This is a genomic window from Candidatus Alistipes pullistercoris (genome assembly GCF_027665465.1).
Classification (GTDB): Bacteria; Bacteroidota; Bacteroidia; order Bacteroidales; family Rikenellaceae; genus Alistipes_A; species Alistipes_A hominis.
On the sequence record NZ_JAQDED010000009.1, the window covers coordinates 83,374 to 99,328 of the forward strand.

Genomic DNA, 15,955 nt, shown 5'->3' on the forward strand with positions numbered 1-15,955 from the left:
AACGAACGATATGTTACTTCCGATTTATATTTACGGTTCGGCGGTTTTGCGCAAAGAATCCGAAGACATCGCCAAAGATTATCCGGAACTGGACAAATTTCTCGAAAACCTGTGGGAAACCATGTACGAAGCCGACGGAGTCGGACTGGCCGCCCCGCAGGTGGGCCGCAACATCCGGATCTTCGTGGTCGACGCTTCGGTGAACGCCGACAAGGATCCGAGCCTGGCCGGTTTTAAAAAAGCCTTTATCAACGCGCACATCTACGAACGCTCCGGCGACGCCGTTCCGTTCGACGAAGGATGTTTGAGCCTGCCGGGAATCAACGAACGGGTCGAAAGGCCGTCGCGGATCAGGATCCGCTACGCGGACGAAAATTTCGTCGAGCACGACGAGGAGTTCGAAGGTTTCGCGGCGCGGGTCATCCAGCACGAGTACGACCACCTGGACGGCAAACTGTTCATCGACCACGTGTCGCCGCTGCGCCGAACTCTGCTGAAAAGCAAACTGGCCGCGATGACCAAAGGGAAATACAAAGCGCACTATCCCTGCAAACTGGTGAAAAAATAGTTTCCGCCCGTTTCCGGGATCTCTTTCAGGGCCGTTCGCCGTTTCGGGCGAGCGGCCTTTTTGCATACCGTCTTTCCTCGTCGCTTTCGGCGATGACAGCCAACCGTTTAATCGAATAGGTTTATAAGTTGTTGATAAGTATTCCGCCGAAAATGTTTTCCGTCGAAACGATTCGCTATGTTTGTGAAAACATTCGGTTCTCGATGCCGGGCGTCTCGCCCGGCAGGAGATCAAAAGGGAATCCCGTGAAAGTCGGGAACTATCCCCGTAGCTGTAAGTTCCTGCCAAAGGCCGCGCAAACCCGAATGCCACTGTCGGTTTACCCGATGGGAAGGCGCGCGACCCGGAACAAGTCAGAAGACCTGCCGGATGAATTGCATTGTAGCTTTCGGGTGAAGAGCGATCGAATGTCGGGGCCCTCCGTACGCGGCCCGATATCTTTTATCCTCCCGGAGTTACCATTTTATCTTATTGTTTAACTGTTTAAAATTCAAACAAGATGAATGGACAGACTCATTTACGGCAAATCGTAAAACGGACGGGCGAGATCGCCCCGTTCAGTCCGGAGAAAATCGAACAGGCGATCTTCAAGGCCATGCGGGCCTCCGGTGTGCCGAACCGCAAAGAAGCCCGCCGGCTGTGCAGCGAAGTGGTGGCCTCGCTCGAAAAAAACAGCGCCGAACAGACGCCGCACGTCGAACAGGTGCAGGACGCCGTCGAACAGGCGCTGTACCGTCGCGGCGATTTCGCGCTGCTGAAAAACTACATGCTCTACCGTCGGCAGCACGAACAGCTCCGCGAATCGAAAGAGCTGTTTTCGAACCTCGACGTGATGGACGACTACCTGTCGCAGGACGACTGGCGGGTCAAGGAAAGCGCCAATTCGGCCTACTCGCTGCAAGGCCTCAACCAGCACATTTCGACGATGATTACTTCGCAGTACTGGCTCGGCCGGCTCTATTCCGAAGAGGTCGCCGACGCGCACAAAAGCGGAGCTATGCACATCCACGACTTGGGCTTCCTGAGCGTCTACTGCGTCGGCTGGGATCTGAAAGACCTATTGACGACCGGGTTCAAAGGAGTCGAAGGCAAAGCGCAGAGCGCGCCGGCCCGGCACCTGCGGACAGCGCTCGGACAGATCGTCAACTTCTTCTACACGATGCAGGGCGAAGCGGCCGGCGCGCAGGCCTTCTCGAATTTCGACACCTTCCTCGCGCCCTACGTCCGCTACGACGGGCTCGACTACGCGCAGGTCAAACAGTGCTTGCAGGAATTCCTGTTCAACCTGAACGTTCCGACGCGGGTCGGTTTCCAGACTCCGTTCACGAACATCACGATGGATCTGACCGTCCCCGACTTCCTGAAAAACGAGCCGGTGGTTTGCGGCGGCGAAGTAAAAGAGGAGACCTACGGCGATTTTCAGCCCGAAATGACGCTGCTCAACAAGGCCTTCGCCGAGGTGATGTACGAAGGGGACGCGGCGGGCAGCCTGTTCTCGTTCCCGATCCCGACCTACAACATCACGCCCGATTTCGATTGGGAAAATCCCGATTACGACGGCATCTGGCAGATGACCGCCAAGTACGGCATCCCCTACTTCTCGAACTTCGTCAACTCGGACATGAAACCCGACGACGTGCGCAGCATGTGCTGCCGGCTGCGGCTCGACAAACGGGAACTAATCAAGCGCGGCGGCGGACTGTTCGCGTCGAACCCGCTGACCGGGTCGGTCGGCGTCGTGACGATCAACCTGCCGCGACTCGGCTACGAATCGGGGTCCGAGAAGTCGTTTTTCGAACGGCTGCGCCACCTGATGGAGCTGGCCCGCGAAAGCCTCGAAACCAAACGCAAGGTCATCGAGCGCTACACCGAAAAGGGACTCTATCCCTATTCGAAATTCTACCTGCGCCACATCCACGACCGTTTCGGCTGCTATTGGAAAAACCACTTCTCGACGATCGGCATCAACGGGATGAACGAATGCTGTCTGAACTTCCTCGGCGTCGGAATCGCCACCGAAGAGGGCGCGGCATTCGCCCAAAAAACGATGCGCTTCATGCGGGACGCGCTGGCCGTATTCCAGGAGGAAACCGGCAATATCTACAACCTCGAAGCCACTCCGGCCGAAAGCACCGCCTACCGGTTCGCGATGCTCGATACCAAGCGTTATCCGGATATCATCACGGCGAACCAAGCCGACCGACTACTGAAAGGCGCCAAGCCTTACTACACCAATTCGACCCACCTGCCGGTAAACTTTACCGACGACCTGTACGAAGCGCTCGAAATGCAGGATCCGCTACAAGCGTTGTACACCGGGGGAACGGTGTTCCACGTCTTCACCGGCGAAAGCGCCGTATCGCCCGCAGCCGCCCGAGACATGGTGCGCCGCGTGACCGGCCGGTTCCGGCTGCCCTACATCACGCTGTCGCCGTCGTTCAGCATCTGTCCTTCGCACGGCTACCTGTCCGGCGAACATTTCATCTGTCCCAAATGCGGCGGCAAGGCGGAAGTATACAGCCGTATCGTCGGATACATGCGCCCGGTAAGCCAGTGGAACGACGGGAAACGGGAGGAGTTCGCCGACCGCAAGCTGTTCGACCACCGGATCGTCCACGAAACAGCGATCTGACATGCGAATCGGAGGTTTTGTCAAACAGAGTCTGATCGATTGGGAGGGAGTACTTTCGGCCGTCGTATTCACCAAAGGATGCAATTTCCGGTGCGACTACTGCCACAACCCGTCGCTGGTGCTCCCCTCGCTGACCGATCACCTACCCGATCTGTCCGAAACGGTCATTCTCGACTACCTGCGGCGGCGCAGGGAGTGGATCGAAGGAGTCGTCGTAACCGGCGGCGAGCCGACCCTGCACCCCGGACTGACCGGCTTTCTGGAAAGAGTCAAAGGACTCGGATACCGGATCAAGCTCGATACCAACGGGACGAATACGGAACTATTGTCCGCCCTGATCGACATGGGACTGGTCGACTGCGTGGCCATGGATATCAAAACGATCCCCGACCGCGAACACTACGCGAAAATCTATCCGGCCGTCACCGACCGCCAGATGGACAACGTGCAACGGTCGATCGACCTGCTGCGCGACAGCGGGATCGACTACCGGTTCCGCACGACGCTGATTCCGGGCGTCCACGACGACGCCGTCCGGGAAGAACTTTCGGCCCGATTCGCCGGCGACCCGCTCGTTTTCCAGCAATTCCGCCATACGAGCGGCATCCTGTCGGACTACCCGCCGGAACGGTAACATTCCGCACCATGCACGCCGCCCCGCGCCAATCAGGATTTCTGACTGGCGCGGGGCGGCGGATTTTCCGGAAACGCCTTTATTAGTGAAAACGTCCCTTAAAGACCCTCGAATCGACAGCGGGAAGCACCCTTCCTTCCATCGTAATCCGGTTGCTGCTGTAATTCGGATCGACGGTCACGCTGGCGCGGTCGGTGCCCGGAATCAGCATGATATCGACCCGCGCGGAGATCCCGATCCCCTGAACGTTCATCCCGTAGTAGAGATATCCTTTTTTGTCCGTCCGGACGGTAACGTCCGACACGTTTCCGCGCACCGTAATGCCGCCCACGCCGTTCGGCCCGGCCAGCACCGTATTGAAGGCTATCTGCACGAACGCCTCGTCGCCGTCGCGGGAAACGAAATTCGTATTCGAACTGACGCTGGCCGTACGCCCCCGTTTGAAAATAAGCCGGTCGGCTTCGACTACGAAAGCGCCGCTTTCCAAAGCCTGCACCGCACCAAGGTGCAACACGCTGTCCATCGCGGCCCGGCGCGCTTTCTCGACCTGTCGGGCCGCTTTGCGGGAATTCGTCTGCGCGGACAATCCGCCGCCCAGCAACGTCAACAAAACGATCAAAACAATCTTTTTCATAACACGCATTATTATTTCGGTATGCCTCTGTTAAAAAAACGCCGCGCGATCCGATCTCCGTATACGGACCGTATAAAATCTACGCAATCTGCATCTTATCCAGCAATTGTCATGCCGGGGCGGTTCCCGTTGCGCCCGGCGGAGGAGATTCGCCCCGCGAAGTGCGGCCGGCGGTCTTCGTTATGACAAATTTACGGCGGAATTGGCAAACATCTTGCATTTTCCGGCAAATTATACGTAATATTGCACTGTGATTACGATACGATGAAAGCACTGTACAGCAACATCATGCGACTGATCCTCACGATCGGACTGTCGGAAAGGGATCTTTTCGTCGACAAAGTTTCGAAAATCATTTCGGAAAAGATGGACGCCGACCCGCAGCGCAGCGAGCACATCGCGGAGAGCCTGCTGCGGATGGCCGAATCGCTGAAGGACGAACTGCTGCTGCGGCAGTTGTTCGCGCAGACCCGCGACGCGGAACCGCCCGCGGCGGACAACCGCGAGCTGATCGAGAAGATGGATCGACTGAACCGCACGCTCGAAGAACTAAACAGGACGCTCAACAATAAAACGTTATGAAAATCGTCAGCATCTACATATCGTTCCTGCAGATGAACCGGGCTTTCCAGATCATGGGAATCCTGATCAAGCATTCGTTCGGGGAGTTGTTCGCGCACACCCGTTTCGGAAAACGGCGCCGCAAAGTCCACAAAATCGTCCACACGACTCCGGAACGGATCCGGATGACCATCGAAGATCTCGGCCCCACGTTCGTCAAATTCGGGCAGATCCTGGCCGACCGCCCGGATATGGTTTCGGAGAAATTCCGGATCGAACTCAAAAAACTGCAGTCCCGCGCCGTCCCGTTCGACAGCGAATACGCCATCGCGCTGATCGAAAAAGAGCTGAACGCTCCGCTCGAACAGGTTTTCAGCGAATTCGACCGGCTGCCGCTGGCCGCCGCCTCGATCGGGCAGGTCTATCAGGGACGCCTGTTGTCCGGCGACGAGGTGGTCGTCAAAATCCAACGTCCCTTCGTCGAGAACAAGATCAAACTGGACATTTACCTGCTGAAATACCTGTCCAAACGCTTCGCGAAGCAGTACCCGGAACTGGCCGCGATGAACATCACCGGCCTGATCGACGAATTTTCGGCCACGATCCTCAAAGAATTGGACTACACGATCGAAGCGTCGAATATCAACCGCTTCCGGATCATGTTCAAGGACAACCCGTCGGTGCACATTCCCGTCGTCCATACGCAGCACTGCACGAAAAAGCTGCTCGTGATGGAGAAGATCCACGGCATTCCGCCCGACGACCTCGGGGCGTTGCAGGCGGCGGGACTCGACCTGTCGCAAATCGCCCGCAACGGCGCCGACGCCCTGCTCACGATGATCCTGAAGCACGGATTCTTCCACGCCGACCCGCATCCGGGCAATATCTTCGTGATGGAAGGCAACGTCATCGGCTTCATCGACTTCGGGATGGTCGGGGCGCTCACGCCCCGCGACCTCGACTTCTTGGCCGATTTCGCCATCGGCTTCGTCTCGCGCAACAGCGACACGATTTCGCATGCGCTGGTCACGCTGTGCGGTAAGAAATTCTTCGAACACCGCGAAGAACTGAAATTCGAAATCCACCAAATGATGATGCAATATACCGGCATCCCGATAGAAACGATCAACTTCGCCGGAGCGATCCAGAACTGCGTCGACATCATCGTCAAGTACAAATTGCAAATTCCGTCGGGCATCTTTATGCTGATCAAGGCGTTGGCCACGCTCGAAAAATTCGCCACGTCGCTCGATCCGTCGCTGGCGCTGGCGCCGGTCATCGTCCCCTACGCCAAAGAAGTCGTCAAGGGAAAATATTCGCCGCGCCGCATCGCCTCCGAAATCTACGACACGCTGAACAATTACGTCAGTTTCATCCGGGATTTCCCGAACGACGTCAGCGAAATCCTCTACAAACTGAAAGAAGGCAAAATCAAACACGACGTCATCCTCGACGACAACACACTGTTTATCAAAACCATCCGAATGGTCAGCCGCCGAATCGCCTACGTCATCATGCTGATCGGACTCTTCATCGGATCGATCGTCCTGATCGTGTTCGACCGCGACAACGGTTACGGACACTTCATCCTGATCGCCACCTCGATCCTGATCCTGCTGCAAATGCTTAAATGGCTGTTTTCGATACGGTAACCCCTCTCCTACTTTACGACAATCCGTTCCGCGCCGCCACAGTCTTCGCCGCACCGGGCAAGCCCGCAGGAAGAATCCTGCCCCGAATCGTACGAAATTCGACTCCGGATAAGGCGAAATTCGGAAATTTATTCTACATTTGTTTACAACTTAACCGTTGGAGCTGTTCCTGTGGAATGGTCCGACCCCGACAAACCACAACGCAATTTTATTTGATTTTTAAACTAAATTTTTCCATCTATGAAAAAATTTTTCAAAGTCAGTACTTTGCTACTGTTATTGCCGGCGTTGATGTTTATGTCGTGCAAGAAAGACAATGCCGACGCGTCGTATCCGACGCCGGCGCCGACCAATGCGGTCGTACAGGCGGGCGACGGTAGCGTCACGCTGAGCTGGACCGCGCCGGAAAGCGAGAATCTCAAGGAGTACTCCATTACCTGGACACCGGGGAACGGGCAGGCGACCGTCCAGGCAGGAACGACGCTGTACACCGCCACCGGACTGACCAACGGAACCGCCTATACCTTCTCCATCGCCGCCGTGTACAACAACGGGCAAAAATCGGAAGTGGTGACCAAGCAGGGCACGCCGGCCGCATCGGTCAAACCGGAACCGACCGACCTGGTCGTAACCCCGTGGGATAAAGAAATCACCCTTTCTTGGCAGGCTCCCGAAAACGGCGAGGGACTGAAAGAATACGCCGTAAGCTGGATGCCCGGAAACGGAAGCGCTACCGTAGCGGCCGGCACGACCACCTATACGGCGACCGGACTGACCAACGGAACCGAATATACGTTCTCGGTAGCGGCCGCATACGACGACGGCAAAAAGTCGAACGCCCTCGTCGAACAGGGCACGCCGTTCTCGGCTGCTCCGACCGGACTGGTAATCACGGCGCCCGATAAAAAAGCGAACCTTTCGTGGAAAGCACCCAAGAACGTCGAAGGATTGAAAGAATACGCCGTAAGCTGGACGCCCGGAAACGGAAGCGCCACCGTCAAGGCCGACACGACCGGATACGAGGCGACCGGACTGACCAACGGAACCGAATATACGTTCTCGGTAGCGGCCGTATACGACAACGGCAAGCAATCGGAAGCCGTAACCGGCACCGCCACGCCGGTGGAAGCGTGGCCGGAAGCGGGCATGCAGAACGCGACCTACCTCAACAACGGAATCGTCCAACTGGGTATCGACCTGACCCACGGCGGATCGATCTTCCACTTCTCGGAAGTAAATACCAAGCGCAACCTACTGAACCATGCCGACGAAGGACGTTTCGTCCAGCAATCCTATTACGGAGAAGCGGACGGCAGCAAATGGGACGGTAAGGATTGGGTGTGGAACCCGATTCAGGGCGGCGGATGGCGCGGTCAGAAACCGGAAATCCTGTCGCAGAATATCACCAGCTCCAGCTTGGAAATCGTTTCGGTTCCGGTGCACTGGGCTTCCGGCAAGCTACTGACCGAATGTCAGATGGAAGAAAAAATCACACTCGACGGCGACGTGGCCCACATTCACTATACGTTCCGCAACACGGGAGCGGGCGCGACCGACCATCCGGCTACCGAACAGGAAGTTCCGGCCGTCTTCGTAGACTATGCCCTGAAGAACCTGGTATATTACAAGGGCGACAGTCCGTGGACCAATGCCGCGCTGACCACGGTCGTTCCGGGCTGGCCGAACGAAAAGCATACCCGCGACGAACACTGGGCCGCTTACGTGGACGACTCGCAATGGGGCATCGGAGTTTACTCGCCCGGATCGCCGTTATCGACTAACTACCGTTTCAACGGCGGTTCGTCCGGTCCGACCGGCGGCAGTTGCTCCTATTTCGCGCCGCTGCGGACTTTCGCCATCACCAAAGGACTCGTCTTCGAATACGACGTCTACCTGAAGATCGGCACGGTCGACGAAATCCGTTCTCGTTTCGCTCAGATCCGGATGAACGGCGAAGACGTAGACGACGATCCGAACTTCCCGAAAGGATATTTTTATATCAAGGACAGCAACAACCTGACCGTAGAGGAGGAAGCCTCGTCGCCTACGACCGGCTATACCTACAAACTGACCGCCACGGGCGCCGACGCATCGTTCACGACCCAGCGGGTCGCCGACGGCATATCGGACAAGGTGCTCACGTTCGAATACAAAAGCGGCAAGGCGATTTCGCTGGCAATCGTCCTGGACGATATAACGCAGACCGTCTATAAGATCAAACCGCTCTCCGCGGCATCGCAATGGACGACCTATTCGTTCGACCTCGGCCAGCAGATCGCCGAGGCCGCATGGGGCGGGATAGGCTCCCGTTTCCGGCTCGTGATCGGCGACGGGGCCGGAACCGAGCTCGAACTCCGGAACCTGCATATCCGGGCGCGCAACGCCGAAGAATCCACGCTGGCCGCAGCCCTCTTCCTGGGACTGCAGACCGAATCCGCCAACCAACTGGGGCGTTTCGAAGACCTTACGGATTATTTCAGCTACGAAACCGGTTACAGCTACCTGTACGAACCGTCCGAACCCGAAGCAGGGAAACCGGACGACCCGTATATCTTCACGGTATCGCTGACCCGCGACATCGCAGCCGACGAGAATTACCTATCGTTCGAATACAAATGCGCGAAGAGCGCCAGCCTCGAACTGTTCCTCCAGATCGCAGCGGGCGGATCGATCCCCAACCTGTCGATTCCGGCCTCAAATGACTGGAAGTCCATCACGTTCGACCTGACCGCAGGCAAGGCCCAGGTATTGCAGAACTTCCCGAATGCGGGCAAAAAGGGAGACCGGCTGCGTTTCGATATCAACAACATCAACGGAACCCCGCTGTACATCCGCGCGATCCGTCTCCACAAGAAATAGGACGGGAAACATTTTCCGATACCGAACAAGACGCCGTGTGAAACACACGGCGTCTTGCCGTTAAAAAACCACCTACGGAACAGACTATTTTTTCGACCGACCGATAAAATGATATAATATAGACAAAAGCCCGAATCATACCGGTCGAACCTACGGGGGAGCAAACGATCGTTCGCTCCCCCGTAGCGTTTGTAAGGAATCGCAAAAACAAAAAAGAGGGAACCGTCGCGGTTGCCTCTTTTCCGGGGAATTATCCCTAAACTACTAACCCAAACTTAAATAAATGAAGAAACCTTGTTGCTTGTCCACTTTACTTCTTTCCTTCGATGTATTATACTTCAAACTCTGTGCCAATCTTTGCATCCGGATCGTTTCGGGTTTATAAACCCTTTTTAGAATCCCTCTGTCGTATTTATGAATTACCAAAATACGTGCCACATTTTCCGGTTTCTCGCCAAACTGCCGTTTCGGCACGCATATCCGGACAAAACGTCCGGTCGGCGGAACGGCATCTCTTTCCCGGCCTCCCGGATAAAAAATGCGGCAGGATCCCATACCCGCCGCATTTTCTGAATAAGACCACCTTGTTTTTACTATCTAAAACTCGGTAGTAGAACGAAAAGGACGCACCGTTTATTGTGCACTCCGTTTCTTTTTTTGTTTACTTGTCCAACGATTTACAGATCGCTTTGTTCAGCGCGCTGATTTTCGCCTCGTCCACCTTGATCAGCTTCCGGTCGTAGGTCATCAGCCCGTTCACCTCGATCTCGACGTCGCTGGTCTGCGTATAGACGCCGGCCGAAAATCCGCGTTTTATCATATCCTTCAGCATACCGGTATATTTGAGGTAGGCGTCGGTCACCTCTTCCGGGCTCTTGAACTGCACGTATCCCCAATTGCGGTCGGGCACCCACAGATGCCCGTCGACGGCATACCCGATACCGCCGTACTCGCCGAGCGCCGTCACGCGCTTCGTGTCGTACAGGTACAGCTCGGGCTGCGGATAATTATGCAGGTCGAGGATATCGCCGCAGGAGGTGTAGTGGTTTCCGCCGCTGGCCGAATTCACCGACCGGGTCGGATCGTAGGTTTTGGTCCATTCGGCGATCTCGTGCGTTTTGAACTGTCCCCACGCTTCGTTGAACGGAACCCACACGGCAATACAGGGATTCGAATAGAGGTAGTCCATGATCTCTTTCCACTCCTTGCGGTAGTTGGCCTCCGATTCCGCGCCGCGTTTCCATTCGGCCCCGTCGAAATACTGCTTCATCTGCCACTGCGGACCGCCGTCGCCGCTGGGCATGTCCTGCCATACCATGATCCCGTGACGATCGCAAAAAGTATACCAACGAGCCGGCTCCACCTTGACGTGCTTGCGGATCATGTTGAATCCGAAGTCTTTCGTCTTGATCACATCGTATTCGAGCGCTTCGTCGGTCGCGGCCGTATACAGGCCGTCGGGCCACCAGCCCTGGTCGAGCGGGCCGAAATGGAAAATATCCTTGTTATTGAGTTGCAGCCGCATGATTCCGTCGGCATCGCGGGCGGTCGAATACTTACGCATCGCTGTATAGCTGTCCACTCGATCGACCTCCTTGCCGTCTGAAACGAGCGCGACCTTCAGGTCGTACAGGAACGGGGAGTCGGGGCTCCACAGTTTCATGTCCGCCGGCATCGCGACCTCCACCGGAACGCCGTTCACTGCCTTCGCCCGGGCAATCTCTTTTCCTCCGTCCAGCACGGTCACCTCTACCATATCGGAAACCTGCGCGGCAGCGGCGTCGACCTCCACGCGCAGGGTCTTCCGGTCGATATCGGGCGTGGTGCGAATCCCGGCGATGTACTTCGCAGGCACCGGTTCGAGCCATACGGTCTGCCATATCCCGCTGACGGGCGTATACCAGATCCCGCTGGGATTATTCACCTGCTTACCGCGCGGTTGGTAACCGACGTCGGTCGGATCCCAAACTTTTACCTTCAGCGTATTGGTTCCTTTCTTATTCAGCGCGGCGGTAATATCGAACGTAAACGGGGTATAACCGCCCGTATGCCGACCGACCAGGACGTCGTTGACCCATACGTCCGTTTTCCAGTCCACGGCCCCGAAATGCAACAGCACCCGCTCCCCGGCCCATTTAGCAGGCACGGCGAACTCGCGCGAATACCATAGTTCGTTCTCTCCGCCGAGACGCTTCTGAACGCCCGAAAGACTCGATTCGACGGCGAACGGCACCAAAATTTTTCCGTCGTACTTTTCCGGCTGCGCGCCGACCGGAACGATGGCGTAATCCCACAGCCCGTTCAGGTTCTGCCACCGGTCACGCTCCATCAGCGGACGCGGGTATTCCGGCAGCGGATTCTGCGGATCGACTTGGTCGGCCCACGGAGTTTTGATCTTGTCCCCGACCGGCTGCCATTGGGCAAAACCGGCGGTTCCGAATAGCAGTGCAGCAGCGAGTAAAATTGATTTTCTCATACTTATCTTGTTAGGTTAATCGTATTGTTAACAAAGATAAGTTTTTTTCGAAAACCAAACATACAAAACGCCGACAAGCGATCCGCAATTTTTTTCGAAATCAGAAAAAAAGAATAACGACCACCGAGATAACCGCTCCGCCGCCGGCTCCGGCGGCGACCTGGGCCAAATTGTGGCTGCCCAGCCGCAGACGGGCGCTCCCGAGCAAGCCGGCCAGCAGCAGGCATCCGACGAGCGCCTGCTGGAGATTGGCCAACCCGGCGTAACACACCACGGCGAGCATACCGAGCAGACCGCCCGCGGCAGTCATATGCAGGCTGATTTTCCAATACAGGTTCACGAAAAACGCGAAGGCGACGCAACACAGCGCGGCGATCAGAAAACGGGTGATCAGGAATGCGAACAGCATGTTGGACATCGCCACGATGCACATCAGGTAACAAACGGCGACGATTCCCATCGGCAGCATCCGCGTTTTCTGATCCTGCAACGACCAGTCGGGAATCACGCGGAACCACCGCAGCACCCCGATGGAAAAAGCCGGCAGCAGCAGCGTATTGAGCGCCACGATGCCCAGCAGGAAAAACTTCACCCGCGGCGGCATGTTGACCATCACCGTCGGCCCGTACAGCATCAGTAGTACCGCCCACGTCGGAATGACGAAAGGATGCATCAGCGCCGAAATACCGCGGCTCAAACGGTTCCATACGGAATATTCCATGACTTTCCCGGTTTTCGGAAACAAAGATAGCACAAATATCGGGGAACGGTGCTCCCGGAGGGCAGAATTCCGCAGCCGGCGCGGCGGTACGGCGTCCGCCTACAACTGCCTGCGCAACCGGGCGACCGGAATCCCCAGCATCTCGCGGTATTTGGCCACCGTGCGGCGCGCGATGCGGTATCCCTTGTCGTTCAGGATATCCATCAGTGTCTCGTCGGTCAACGGCTTGCGCTTGTTCTCCTTGTCGATGCACTCAGAGAGGATGTTCTTGATCTCGTACGACGACACTTCCTCGCCGCTGTCGGTCTGCATCGCTTCGGAAAACAACTGTTTGAGCGACAGGATACCGAACTGCGTCTGCACGTATTTGCTATTCACCACGCGCGAAATGGTCGAAACGTCGAGCCCCGTAGCGTCGGCGATGTCCTTGAGGATCATCGGCCGCAGCTTCGACTGGTCGCCGTCGACGAAAAATTCGCGTTGGTAGTCGAGAATCGCCTGCATCGTCCGCATCAGCGTGTCGTGCCGCTGCTTGATCGCCGAGATGAACCACTTCGCCGAATCGATCTTATTCTTGACGAACTGGATCGCCTCCTTGTTCTGCTCGGCGCTTTGGCCGCTGCCGGCGCTCATGCTGCGGATCATCTCCATGTAACGGCGATTCACTTTCAGATCGGGAATGTTCGACGAATTCAGGCTCAGCTCGAAAATACCGTTCTGGTAGTCGAGCGTAAAATCGGGCATAATATAGGGCTGGGCCGAACTTTTGCCGTCGCTGTACAGATTACCCGGCTTCGGCGACAGGTGCACGATCTCCTCGATCGCGTCGCGGAACTCGTCTTCGCCGACCGACAGCCGCGTCATCAGCTTTTCGTAGTGTTTTTTCGTAAATTCGTCGAAGTAGTTGGTCAGGATTTTCCGGGCCAGCTTTTCGGATTCCGACAGCTCCTCGCGCGCGTTCATTTGCAGCAACAGGCACTCCTGCAGGTTGCGCGAACCGATCCCCACCGGCTCCAACTGGTGGATCACCCGCAGGATGCGTTCGAGCTCCTCCTCGGAAGTTTCGATGCCGAGACTAAAGGCGATGTCGTCCGAAATGGATGACAGGTTTCGACGCAAATATCCGTCGTCGTCGATACTGCCGACCATGTATTTGGCCAACGTCATCTCGCGTTCGGACAGATTTTTGAATCCGAGCTGTTCGATCAGGTACTCGTGCAGCGACATACCTTCGGTCAGGTAAACGGGACGTTTCTGGTCGTCGGGAGAGTAGTTGTTGGCGTGATACTTGTAGCGTGGAGTATCGTCTTCGGCGAAATATTCTTCGACGGATACCTCCTTGGGCTGCTCCTCTTCCTGATCTTCGGACGGTTCTTCTTCGAGTACGGGATTCTCCTCGATTTCCTGCTTGATGCGCTGCTCGAGTTGCAGGGCCGGAAGCTCCAGCAGTTTGATCATCTGGATCTGCTGCGGCGACAGCTTTTGGAGCAATTTTTGAACTTGGCGTTGATTAAGATTGGACATAGCTTTTCAATTTTCAATAACTGATTCAATAGATTTACGTATCTTCTGTATAATTACAAAGATAATTATAAATCTATTGAAAGGCAGCCCGCAGAAAGGGGACTTTATAACAGGATAAGACTTATCTTATATCCTGAAACCGCCGTCCCGTGTGCAAGAATTTAACCCGGACTAAAACTCCGCGTTCTTCGGCGTCCGGGGGAACGGAATCACATCGCGGATGTTACCCATTCCGGTCACGAACAGCAGCAGCCGCTCGAAGCCGAGGCCGAAACCGCTGTGCGGAGCGCTTCCCCATCGGCGGGTATCGAGGTACCACCAGATATCTTTCTCGGGTACGCCGACCTCTTCGATGCGCCGGCGCAGTTTGTCGAGGTTCTCCTCGCGCTGCGACCCGCCGATGATCTCGCCGATCTTCGGGAACAGCACGTCCATCGCGCGAACGGTCTTGCCGTCGTCGTTCTGCTTCATGTAGAACGCTTTGATCTCCTTCGGGTAGTTAATCAAGATGACCGGTTTCTTGAAATGCCGTTCGACCAGGTAACGTTCGTGCTCGCTCTGCAGGTCGAGTCCCCAACTGACCGGGAATTCGAACTTCACGCCGCTTCTGACCAGGATATCGATCCCCTCGGTATAGTCGAGGCGGACGAAATCGTTTTCGACGACGAACTTCAGGCGGTCGATCAGCTCCGCGTCGTACATTTTGGCGAGGAACTGCAGGTCGTCCTGACAGTTATCGAGGGCATAGCGGATCAGGTACTTCAAAAAGTCCTCGGCCAGTTCCATGTTGTCTTCCAACTCGAAGAAAGCGACTTCCGGCTCGATCATCCAGAACTCGGCCAGGTGGCGCGGGGTGTTCGAGTTTTCGGCTCGGAACGTCGGGCCGAACGTATAGATCTGCGACAGGGCCAGCGCGCCGAGTTCGCCTTCGAGCTGGCCGGAGACGGTCAGGTTGCAGGGTTTCCCGAAAAAATCCTGGCTGTAATCGACCGCGCCTTCCGGGGTTTTGGGCACATCGTTCAGGTCGAGCGTAGTGACGCCGAACATCGCTCCGGCGCCTTCGGCGTCGCTGCCGGTGATCAGCGGCGTATGCAAGTAGAAAAATCCGTGGTCGTTGAAATATTTGTGGATCGCGTAAGCCATCGCATGGCGGATACGGAGCACGGCGCCGAAAGTGTTGGTACGCGGGCGCAAATAGGCTATTTCGCGCAAGAATTCGAGCGAATGGCCTTTCTTCTGCAACGGGTACGTTTCGGGATCGGCGGTGCCGTAGATCTCGATCGACGAAGCCTGTATTTCGACGGGCTGGCCGGAGCCGAGCGATTCGACCAGCGTGCCGGCGACTTTGACGCAACTGCCGGTGGTGATCTCCTTGAGGAGGTTTTCGTCGAATTTGGCTACGTCGGCTACGACCTGGATATTATGGATGATCGAGCCGTCGTTGACGGCGATGAAAGCTACGTTTTTATTTCCGCGTTTGGTTCTGACCCAGCCTTTGACGACTACTTCCGTACCGAACGCCGTTGATTTCAACAGCTCTGCAATTTTCGTTCTACCTCCGCTTAACATAATCTCTTATTTATAGAATTAAACCGAATGACAAATATCGCATTTTTTATTCAAAAGATGAAGTTTTCGGGTAATTTTTAGGGGTCGGAAACGCTCGTCCGGACGCCGACCTGCTCAGCGTCCTG

At 56.1% G+C, this 15,955-nt stretch carries 12 protein-coding genes and 1 riboswitch; of the genes, 6 read left to right on the forward strand and 6 right to left on the reverse strand.

The window, feature by feature from the left end:
* The first annotated feature begins 10 nt into the window (after window positions 1-10).
* The 3 genes from def to PGR91_RS11530 all read left to right on the forward strand — a co-directional run bounded on the left by def (window position 11) and on the right by PGR91_RS11530 (window position 3,834).
* Window positions 11-568: a peptide deformylase gene (gene def / locus PGR91_RS11520; protein WP_055203269.1), complete on the forward strand. Its 558-nt coding sequence runs from the start codon at window positions 11-13 to the stop codon at window positions 566-568.
* A 177-nt stretch (window positions 569-745) separates the two neighbouring features.
* A riboswitch (cobalamin riboswitch) is annotated at window positions 746-953 on the forward strand.
* 114 nt (window positions 954-1,067) lie between these two features.
* Window positions 1,068-3,200 (forward strand): ribonucleoside triphosphate reductase, encoded by a 2,133-nt coding sequence (locus PGR91_RS11525; RefSeq protein ID WP_118657150.1) that lies wholly within the window; start codon window positions 1,068-1,070, stop codon window positions 3,198-3,200.
* Window position 3,201: 1 nt separating this feature from the next.
* The gene (locus tag PGR91_RS11530) at window positions 3,202-3,834 is read left to right on the forward strand and encodes an anaerobic ribonucleoside-triphosphate reductase activating protein (protein WP_118657149.1); all 633 of its coding nucleotides are present in this window, start codon (window positions 3,202-3,204) and stop codon (window positions 3,832-3,834) included.
* An 82-nt stretch (window positions 3,835-3,916) separates the two neighbouring features.
* Here PGR91_RS11530 and PGR91_RS11535 read toward each other — a convergent pair whose 3' ends face one another.
* Window positions 3,917-4,468: a DUF4251 domain-containing protein gene (locus PGR91_RS11535; RefSeq protein ID WP_118657148.1), complete on the reverse strand. Its 552-nt coding sequence runs from the start codon at window positions 4,466-4,468 to the stop codon at window positions 3,917-3,919.
* Window positions 4,469-4,732: 264 nt separating this feature from the next.
* Here PGR91_RS11535 and PGR91_RS11540 point away from each other — a divergent pair, with 264 nt between their 5' ends.
* From PGR91_RS11540 to PGR91_RS11550, 3 genes are all read left to right on the forward strand, one after another.
* Window positions 4,733-5,050, forward strand: a complete 318-nt coding sequence (locus PGR91_RS11540; protein WP_055203261.1) for a hypothetical protein — start codon at window positions 4,733-4,735, stop codon at window positions 5,048-5,050.
* Entirely contained in the window at window positions 5,047-6,681 is a 1,635-nt protein-coding gene (locus PGR91_RS11545) for an ABC1 kinase family protein (RefSeq protein ID WP_118657147.1), read from the forward strand. Before PGR91_RS11540 ends, PGR91_RS11545 begins: the two co-directional genes overlap by 4 nt.
* Window positions 6,682-6,921: 240 nt before the next feature.
* The gene (locus tag PGR91_RS11550) at window positions 6,922-9,540 is read left to right on the forward strand and encodes a fibronectin type III domain-containing protein (RefSeq protein ID WP_118657146.1); all 2,619 of its coding nucleotides are present in this window, start codon (window positions 6,922-6,924) and stop codon (window positions 9,538-9,540) included.
* Between the two features lie 264 nt (window positions 9,541-9,804).
* On the opposite strand, the gene PGR91_RS11555 is transcribed toward PGR91_RS11550, so the two are convergent.
* The 5 genes from PGR91_RS11555 to asnS form a co-directional block, all read right to left on the reverse strand.
* A complete protein-coding gene (locus tag PGR91_RS11555; RefSeq protein ID WP_145996575.1) occupies window positions 9,805-10,095 on the reverse strand; it encodes a hypothetical protein in 291 nt (96 codons plus the stop codon).
* Window positions 10,096-10,201: 106 nt separating this feature from the next.
* Entirely contained in the window at window positions 10,202-12,016 is a 1,815-nt protein-coding gene (locus PGR91_RS11560) for a glycoside hydrolase family 2 protein (RefSeq protein WP_101573718.1), read from the reverse strand.
* A 100-nt stretch (window positions 12,017-12,116) separates the two neighbouring features.
* Window positions 12,117-12,737, reverse strand: coding sequence for a hypothetical protein (locus PGR91_RS11565; RefSeq protein WP_055203252.1), 621 nt, complete (start codon window positions 12,735-12,737; stop codon window positions 12,117-12,119).
* Window positions 12,738-12,836: 99 nt separating this feature from the next.
* The gene (gene rpoN, locus PGR91_RS11570) at window positions 12,837-14,261 is read right to left on the reverse strand and encodes an RNA polymerase factor sigma-54 (RefSeq protein WP_055203250.1); all 1,425 of its coding nucleotides are present in this window, start codon (window positions 14,259-14,261) and stop codon (window positions 12,837-12,839) included.
* A 171-nt stretch (window positions 14,262-14,432) separates the two neighbouring features.
* Entirely contained in the window at window positions 14,433-15,830 is a 1,398-nt protein-coding gene (asnS, locus tag PGR91_RS11575; RefSeq protein ID WP_055203248.1) for an asparagine--tRNA ligase, read from the reverse strand.
* Between the last annotated feature and the right edge of the window lie 125 nt (window positions 15,831-15,955).

Excerpts from the sequence above, each read along its gene's own strand:
- def (WP_055203269.1), top strand. The coding sequence starts at position 11 with ATGTTACTTCCGATTTATATTTACGGTTCGGCGGTTTTGCGCAAAGAA.
- PGR91_RS11565 (WP_055203252.1), bottom strand. The coding sequence starts at position 12,737 with ATGGAATATTCCGTATGGAACCGTTTGAGCCGCGGTATTTCGGCGCTG.
- PGR91_RS11540 (WP_055203261.1), top strand. The coding sequence starts at position 4,733 with ATGAAAGCACTGTACAGCAACATCATGCGACTGATCCTCACGATCGGA.
- asnS (WP_055203248.1), bottom strand. The coding sequence starts at position 15,830 with ATGTTAAGCGGAGGTAGAACGAAAATTGCAGAGCTGTTGAAATCAACG.
- PGR91_RS11545 (WP_118657147.1), top strand. The coding sequence starts at position 5,047 with ATGAAAATCGTCAGCATCTACATATCGTTCCTGCAGATGAACCGGGCT.
- PGR91_RS11535 (WP_118657148.1), bottom strand. The coding sequence starts at position 4,468 with ATGAAAAAGATTGTTTTGATCGTTTTGTTGACGTTGCTGGGCGGCGGA.
- rpoN (WP_055203250.1), bottom strand. The coding sequence starts at position 14,261 with ATGTCCAATCTTAATCAACGCCAAGTTCAAAAATTGCTCCAAAAGCTG.
- PGR91_RS11560 (WP_101573718.1), bottom strand. The coding sequence starts at position 12,016 with ATGAGAAAATCAATTTTACTCGCTGCTGCACTGCTATTCGGAACCGCC.
- PGR91_RS11525 (WP_118657150.1), top strand. The coding sequence starts at position 1,068 with ATGAATGGACAGACTCATTTACGGCAAATCGTAAAACGGACGGGCGAG.
- PGR91_RS11555 (WP_145996575.1), bottom strand. The coding sequence starts at position 10,095 with ATGGGATCCTGCCGCATTTTTTATCCGGGAGGCCGGGAAAGAGATGCC.
- PGR91_RS11550 (WP_118657146.1), top strand. The coding sequence starts at position 6,922 with ATGAAAAAATTTTTCAAAGTCAGTACTTTGCTACTGTTATTGCCGGCG.
- PGR91_RS11530 (WP_118657149.1), top strand. The coding sequence starts at position 3,202 with ATGCGAATCGGAGGTTTTGTCAAACAGAGTCTGATCGATTGGGAGGGA.